This window comes from uncultured Nostoc sp. (assembly GCF_964245575.1).
GTDB lineage: Bacteria > Cyanobacteriota > Cyanobacteriia > Cyanobacteriales > Nostocaceae > Nostoc.
Genome location: NZ_CAXTNP010000408.1, coordinates 1 through 5007, shown reverse-complemented (window position 1 = coordinate 5007; position 5007 = coordinate 1). Strand labels below are relative to the sequence as shown.

Annotated in this window: 6 protein-coding genes; 3 read left to right on the top strand and 3 right to left on the bottom strand. The window is 46.7% G+C overall.

Annotated features, from left to right (window positions below):
- Positions 1 to 38: 38 nt before the first annotated feature.
- From ACFFAP_RS35675 to ldpA, 3 genes are all read right to left on the bottom strand, one after another.
- Positions 39 to 398 carry a hypothetical protein gene (locus ACFFAP_RS35675; protein ID WP_375515638.1) on the bottom strand — a complete coding sequence of 120 codons (360 nt, stop codon included), beginning with the start codon at positions 396 to 398 and terminating at the stop codon, positions 39 to 41.
- A gap of 307 nt (positions 399 to 705) precedes the next feature.
- Positions 706 to 2439: a R3H domain-containing nucleic acid-binding protein gene (locus tag ACFFAP_RS35670; RefSeq protein WP_375515639.1), complete on the bottom strand. Its 1734-nt coding sequence runs from the start codon at positions 2437 to 2439 to the stop codon at positions 706 to 708.
- 84 nt (positions 2440 to 2523) lie between these two features.
- Positions 2524 to 3684: a circadian clock protein LdpA gene (gene ldpA, locus ACFFAP_RS35665; RefSeq protein ID WP_375515637.1), complete on the bottom strand. Its 1161-nt coding sequence runs from the start codon at positions 3682 to 3684 to the stop codon at positions 2524 to 2526.
- A 151-nt stretch (positions 3685 to 3835) separates the two neighbouring features.
- Here ldpA and ACFFAP_RS35660 point away from each other — a divergent pair, with 151 nt between their 5' ends.
- From ACFFAP_RS35660 to ACFFAP_RS35650, 3 genes are read left to right on the top strand one after another with little or no spacing between them, the layout of a single operon-like run.
- The gene (locus ACFFAP_RS35660) at positions 3836 to 4306 is read left to right on the top strand and encodes a GAF domain-containing protein (protein ID WP_375515636.1); all 471 of its coding nucleotides are present in this window, start codon (positions 3836 to 3838) and stop codon (positions 4304 to 4306) included.
- Positions 4263 to 4826, top strand: coding sequence for a PAS domain-containing protein (locus ACFFAP_RS35655; RefSeq protein ID WP_375515635.1), 564 nt, complete (start codon positions 4263 to 4265; stop codon positions 4824 to 4826). The genes ACFFAP_RS35660 and ACFFAP_RS35655 overlap by 44 nt, the downstream gene beginning before the upstream one ends.
- Complete coding sequence (locus ACFFAP_RS35650) at positions 4819 to 4983, top strand: hypothetical protein (RefSeq protein WP_375515634.1); 165 nt, start codon at positions 4819 to 4821, stop codon at positions 4981 to 4983. The genes ACFFAP_RS35655 and ACFFAP_RS35650 overlap by 8 nt, the downstream gene beginning before the upstream one ends.
- The last annotated feature ends 24 nt before the right edge of the window (positions 4984 to 5007 follow it).

Here is a 5007-nt window from a genome sequence, read left to right as displayed (position 1 = left end):
GCCCCCTGCCCCCTGCCCCTACTCCCGTTCGGCTACGCTCACGGCAAGCCCACTCCCTGAACTACGTAGACATAAGGCAAGCGCAGGGAACTATATACAAAAGCATTAATGTTAGCGATCGCATCACTCACCAAATTTACCAGCAGTGAACCTGCAATACTGGAGAGTAGCAGTGGTTGGGCAAGTATCAGTGCGATCGCATTCTGCATTGTCTCCGTACTCAATAAGCGGGTTATTTCATCAATAATCAACTTGTTGAGCCAAATAGCGATCGCTGGGTCTGCACCACCCAATAATGTCAAAATTGCCACATAGCGTAGCTCCTTTGGAACTATCTGCATTACCGTTACCACACTCCGGCGAAATGCTTGGAATGGAGAAATTTCTATGATTTGCATATATTTTAAAGAAGCAAATAATAGCAAAATTCCCAGAGAGACGTTGTGATCTCAATTTCAATGAGTAGGGAGCGATCGCATAGGTGAGCGAGAAAAAATTTTGATAATTGGGCGACAGTTTTCCGAAATTGGCAACCTAAGTTTGGTAGCTATTACCAGAACACTGATTTATAAATAACTCCTATAACTAGCCTTGGGGGAATATGGCCCCACAAAAACCTGGTCTTCGTGACCGGGTTTTTTGGCATGGGATTAATTTCTCTTTCCTGACTCCCCTCTCCGCTTCGGAGAGGGGCTGGGGGTGAGGTTAGGCCGGATAAATCCGTAATCTTCTATTTGGTTCTTCGCCAAAACTATGCGACTTGAGGCGATAATGTTCTACCAACTCATGTTGCATTTTGCGAACTTGCGGAGAACGCGGCAATAACTCGACTGGCTGTCCTTTCGGAATCACAATTTGCTCAACAGCAAGTCTAGCTTCTTCCAAGGCATCCATCTCATCATCGCTACCATTGTGCAAAAACAGTTGCAATTCTAGGTCGTCGGCCATTTCCGGGTCGTCCATGTTCAGCAACCGCCGCAAACCACGGGTAATTTGGGGAATGGTGCTGGACTTAATCATGTGGATGGGTACATGACGGGCTTTGGCCATTTGGCGTAATTTGGCGTGGTTTTTGACGTGCGATCGCAGTGCTAAAATTGCATCAGCACTATCTATATCTTTTGTCAATACCACGGGCAAAGTTAGCACACTAATTACCTGTTCCAGTTGATGGCGACTAACGCCATAGGGGTAAACGTGCAGTGGTAAATCTTCACCGTTAGGCCCTGGCTGTCTAGTAGCAGCATCCAAATCAATGCTTTCAGAATAATTGAAGGATTCATCCAGCAAACGATCAAATTCACTGCGTCCAGTTACCCGCTCTACAGGCAATTGCGGCAGTGCTACCATTTGTCCAGATGAACGCCAGCCATTAGACGGTCGCGCCGGTGAGAAAGATTCTTCCACTGTCGCTAGCTGTCCACCGCGACCGTTGACAACAGCTAACTGCCTTGTAACAGCGATTTTGCCGTGGTCATCAACGGTTCTCGTTTGTGGGGTAGACTGACGCCCCCGCAGCAGATTATCTACTGTGTCAGCAACACTTTCATGTACTGTCCAGCGTTGGCGCTCCAACATTTCCACAGCAATCTCGAAGGTAGGAGGCGCTTTCCGCTCCAAAACAGTTTTTTGAGAACCTCGCCGTCTAGCTTCATCGTCTCCCAGCGTCACAGCTTGGATACCCCCAACTAAATCAGCCAGGGTGGGGTTTTTAATCAGATTTTCGATCTGATTTCCGTGGGCAGTACCTACCAACTGTACACCCCGTTCCGCAATGGTACGAGCCGCTAAAGCTTCCAGTTCTGTGCCAATTTCATCAATGACAATGACTTCTGGCATGTGGTTTTCCACTGCCTCAATCATCACCTGATGCTGTTGATCTGGATGAGCCACTTGCATCCGCCGAGCGCGACCAATAGCGGGGTGAGCAATATCACCATCCCCAGCTATTTCGTTGGAGGTGTCAATAATCACTACTCGCTTTTGCAGATCATCCGCCAAAACACGGGCGATTTCCCGTAAGGCAGTAGTTTTGCCCACGCCTGGACGCCCCAGCATGAGAATCGATTTACCAGTTTCTACCAAATCACGGATCATGCCAATGGTTCCGAATACCGCTCGACCGACGCGACAGGTCAAGCCAATAATCTTACCCGTGCGGTTGCGGATGGCGCTGATCCGATGCAAAGTTTGCTCAATTCCTGCTCGATTATCTCCGCCAAAGATTCCAACTCGTTGAATACAATCATCTATCTGTTCTTGAGTAACGGGTACTTCGCTCAGATACTCAGCTTGATTAGGAAACCGAGCCTCTGGGCGACGACCCAAATCCAAAACCACTTCTACTAAACTATCTCGTTTGGGATGACTCTCTAGTACTTGTTGCAGGTCTTGGGGCAAAATGTCTAATAATTTTTGGAGATCGTCTGTAATCGTCATGCTTTCTATGGTGACGTTTTTAGAGATAGCGAGGACATTTGCGTGCAGGAGAAACCGCTCTGGGTAATTTCCCGAAACGAGCAATTAACGCTCCTGCTGTGACTTGATCTGGGAAACGAGAGAATGGGCAAGTTTTACAGCTTGCCAAAGTAATACGTCATTTTCTTCAAGGCGAAGATTCGCTTGCACATTAGTGTTATTTACCTCCTTATTCTCTAACTGTTCGAGAATTGGTGACAGCAGTACGCGGGCGTAGCTACCATAGGCGACCCCGGAAATCGAGGCAGAAGGGCTCTTTGCTGGGGGCAGAGGAGAAAAGTTTTCCCCCTTGCTCCTTGCTCCCTGCTCCCTTGCCTCTTTGAGTAGTCCCATTGCCTTTAACTTAGCAACGGTATAGCTATTTGTGCCGCCTGCTAACTGCACATATCCCGGTAACTTAGCTGCCAAAACTTTTTGCCCTAATTTCACCGTGGCTATTGTGGTGCCATCGCCAATATCACCACTCATGGGACGGCCATCGGTTTGCCAAATTAAAGTACTCTTGAGTGGGGCAATCAGGTCATATACTGCTCTTAGGTAGTCAATCATCCCCTCGCCATCGGGACAGCTGATAGCTAGTAGCTTTAATTGAGCGGCCCACGGTGAAATTGCCTGCCATAATTGCTCAAATTCTGTCAACCGCCCGACTTTTGTATGGATTTCTACGGCATCTACTCCCGTTGACATTACCAATGGCGCGATCGCTCCTGGCGTTGACATATATGAACTTGTATCAATTATATTATATGGACAAACTGGTATACAACGACCGCAGCCATAGCACTTTTGTGATATTACTCCCGAAAAGTTTTCTTTTACATTGTTAAACACGATTGCTTGTGCCGGACAAATCCGTTCACAGGGTCTAGGGCAATCTTTAGGACACTCAGTAGGATTAAATTCTGCTTTCCGAAAATGGGGGTCTTCTCCATCGTTCAGGCTTACCATTAAAAAGGGTGAGTTGCCTTTGTAGCTAAAGCCTCGCTTTTGGGCATCCGTAGCCAGAGATTTGGCTACAAGTAGCCCTGCTTGCGCTGCTGCAATTACGGCCGGATCAGCTGCAACATCTATGCAGTCAGCGCCCGCCAAAGTATAGGCTAACGTTAAACTTCTGACTGCCGGTAAATGCTGGAAGCTGGCTCCGCAGATCAGCTTGAACCAGTCACCTTGTTTGAGAGATTGTAAAGGGGCGAACAGATCAGTCACTATTCTATTATGCGTTTATGCGACTAAAAATAGTAGTCCGCGATCAAGAAAAAGTCCGGATTTCTTGATTCAGAGCATTGGACACTTGTACTGAGCGGCGTCGAAGTATGGGGTACTTGTACGTAGGTTAAAACGCTAACAATTACAGCTAATGCAGCAGCTAAAACAGCTACAGGAACAACAAAAGTTAATTGGAGCGATCGCTCTTGATATTCGCAAGTCCAAGAAGTTTCAAGATATCCTCGCTACGAGTGTCAAAGAAGTCCGCCAGTTACTCAAGGTTGATCGGGTGCTGATGTATCAATTTACTCATCAAATGCAAGGTAAAGTTGTAGCTGAGTCAGTTTTACCCCAATGGACACCAACCTCGGGACTGGAGATTGAAGATACCTGTTTTCAGCAAAGCCAAGGGGAAGAATACTGCCAAGGAAAAATCTGGGCATCGACGAACATCTACGAAGCGGGTTTAAGCGATCGCCATATTCAAGTTTTGGAACAGTTTCAGGTAAAGGCGAATTTAGTTGTCCCCATTTTGTTAGAGAACCAAGGGACTCAAGCAGTTGTATGGGGGTTATTACATGGTGCATCAATGTTCTGCACCGCGACAATGGCAGACATTTGAGGTGGAATTGCTCAACCAATTGACGGTGCAACTAGCGATCGCTATCCAACAAGCCCAACTCTACCACAACCTGCAAACCCTCAAGGCTGAGTTAAAAGCCAAAGTGGAGGAACGCACTATTGCACTACAGGAAAGCGATCGCCGATTCCGGGCAATTTTCAATAACACTTTCCAATTCACAGGACTGCTAACGCTAGATGGTATTTTATTAGAGGCTAACCAGACTGCGCTCAGTTTTGGCGGACTGAAGCTTGAAGATGTGATTAATCGCCCTTTTTGGGAAGCACACTGGTGGACGATTTCACCTCAAATTCAAGAACAATTAAAACAAGCGATCGCTCGTGCAGCTCAAGGAGAATTTGTCCGCTATGAAGTTGATGTTCTCGGCGCAAATAACCGAGTAGCAACAATCGATTTTTCACTGCGTCCGTTGCAAAACGAGATGGGCCAAGTTGTTTTGTTGATTCCAGAAGGACGAGATATCACGCTCATGCAAAGCAACAGAACTCGCCTTGCATGAGCGTGAAGTGATGTTGTACTTAATTGGAGATAATCTGCCTAATGGCGGAGTTTATCGGGTGAGCCGGGAATTGGATGGTAGCGATCGCTTTTCCTACCTGAGTGGGGGAATTGAAAAACTGATGGAAGTCAAGTCGCTTCTCGAAATTAAAAATTAAAAATATAAAATTAAAAATTGCAAT